Raw genomic sequence first — 2130 nt, 5'->3', positions numbered from 1 at the left:
AAGCTGATGGCGACCAAATCTTGGCAGTCATCAAAGGCTCAGCAATTAACAATGATGGTATTCAAAAAGTCGGTTTTACAGCCCCAAGTGTTGAAGGGCAAAAGGACGTTATCAATGCCGCGTTAGAAGTGGCAGAAGTTGAGCCACAGAGCGTGTCCTATATCGAGTGTCACGGTACAGGCACCCCTTTGGGTGATCCGATTGAAGTTGCGGCCCTGAGTCAGGTATTTACGCAAAGAGCACAGGGTAGCTTAAAATTAGGCGCGGTAAAAACAGGCATCGGTCACTTGGATGCGGCGGCTGGCGTAAGCGGACTTATCAAAACGGTAATGTGTTTACAGCATCAATACCTGCCACCGACACTGCATTTTGAACAAGGTAACCCGAATATAGACTGGTCTGGCACAGGCTTTGAAGTGGTGTCACAAGGTCAGCATTGGGAGAGTACAGACATTCGTCGAGCAGGGGTTAGCTCATTTGGTATTGGTGGTACGAATGCACATATTGTATTAGAAGAGTATCAGGATGAGCGACAGTCAGGAGAAAGTCGGGCCTGGCAACTGTTGCCGCACAGTGCCCGAAGCCGAGCTAACTTGGGGCGTGTTACAGAGCGACTGAGCCACTTTTTAGGTGAGTCAGACGAAGTGCCGCTGGCAGACAGTAGTTTTACTTTGCAGGTAGGGCGTCGCCATCTGAATTATCGGCAGGTCGCGCTGTGTCGAGATAGCGCGGAAGCCGTGGCGGTCCTGTCAGGAGAAAAGCCAGCACAATTACTTCAGGGTAATATAGAGCAGGCGCCGGCGGTGACCTTGATGTTCAGTGGTCAGGGAAGTCAGTATGTCGGCATGACAGCAGGCCTGTATGAAACGGAAGCAGTATACCGTGAGCAAGTAGATAATTGCCTAGAGCAACTACCAACAGAGTTAGCACAGACCCTGAAAGCGTTACTGTTTGGGGATTCACAGGAAGCGGCAAAGCTCAACGACACAGCCATCACTCAGCCAGCTTTGTTTATCGTTGAATATGCACTGGCGAAACAGCTACAAGAGTGGGGAGTGAGTGTCGATGCAATGATAGGGCATAGTTTAGGTGAATATGTCGCAGCGACTCTGTCTGGCGTATTGAGCTTAGAAGATGCGTTAAAACTCGTTACGGCGCGAGGAAAGCTGATGGGCTCGGCGGCCAGTGGCGCAATGTTAAGCGTAGAGTTAAGTGCGCAAGCGACATTGGCGAGACTGCCAGCAGGCTTGTCTTTGGCAGCAGATAACAGCAGCGAGCTATGTGTTGTATCAGGAGAAACGCAGTTGATAACGCAGTTTTCAGAGGCGTTGGCGGCAGAAGATATCAAACATAGCCGATTACATACTTCACATGCCTATCACAGCGAGATGATGGCACCGATTTTACCGGCGTTCAGGGCGGTATTAGAGCAGGTGACTTTTAACCCGCCAAGTCTTCCTTATATCTCCAATGTGACGGGAGACTGGGTCACAGCGGAAGCGGTTCAGGATATTGAATACTGGTGCCGTCACTTAAGAGGAACCGTGGCGTTTAGTGAAGGCTTGAAAACGCTGTTGGCAGACGAAAATAGATTGTTCCTAGAAGTTGGGCCGGGACGCAGTTTATGTAGTTTTGTGCAGCGGCATGAAGCGAAGCAAGCGAGCCACATTGCCTGTAACGGGATACGACATGTAAAAGATGAGCATGGTGATGATTTCCACTTAGCATGGCTGTTGGGGCGTTTGTATGTTGCGGGCGTGAATATTGACTGGCAGAGTTATCGGGCTGAAGAGCAGCGATTGCGTCGCGCCCTGCCGAGTTATCCATTTGAGCATCAGGAGTTCAGACCAGGTGCGGTGAAAGCGAATACGGAGCTGGCAGCGGAGCCGGTTCGGGTGGCGAGCACCCGGCATCAGCGTCCGAATTTAGCGACAGCCTATGTAGCACCGCAGACGGAGCAGGAACAGCAAGTCGCAGAGATCTGGTGTGAGTTATTCAGGCTGGAAGAAGTATCGAAATGATTAATCGGCATTTTCTTTCGAAAACTCGATAAATAACATTCGTTATCTATCAGAATTTAATTTTTCAGCTTTTCCAAATTTTTAAAGAGCAATATCACTTAGCCATTAA

At 49.7% G+C, this 2130-nt stretch carries 1 protein-coding gene; it reads left to right on the top strand.

Annotated features, from left to right (window positions below):
- Window positions 1-2021 (top strand): type I polyketide synthase (locus CEX98_RS22070; RefSeq protein ID WP_143484383.1); only part of this gene is annotated, 2021 nt, incomplete at its 5' end.
- Between the last annotated feature and the right edge of the window lie 109 nt (window positions 2022-2130).

The sequence above is a fragment of the Pseudoalteromonas piscicida genome (assembly GCF_002744175.1).
Lineage (GTDB): Bacteria > Pseudomonadota > Gammaproteobacteria > Enterobacterales > Alteromonadaceae > Pseudoalteromonas > Pseudoalteromonas piscicida_B.
Note: the sequence above shows the minus strand (reverse complement) of the source record. Positions and strands in the feature narration are given on the sequence as shown.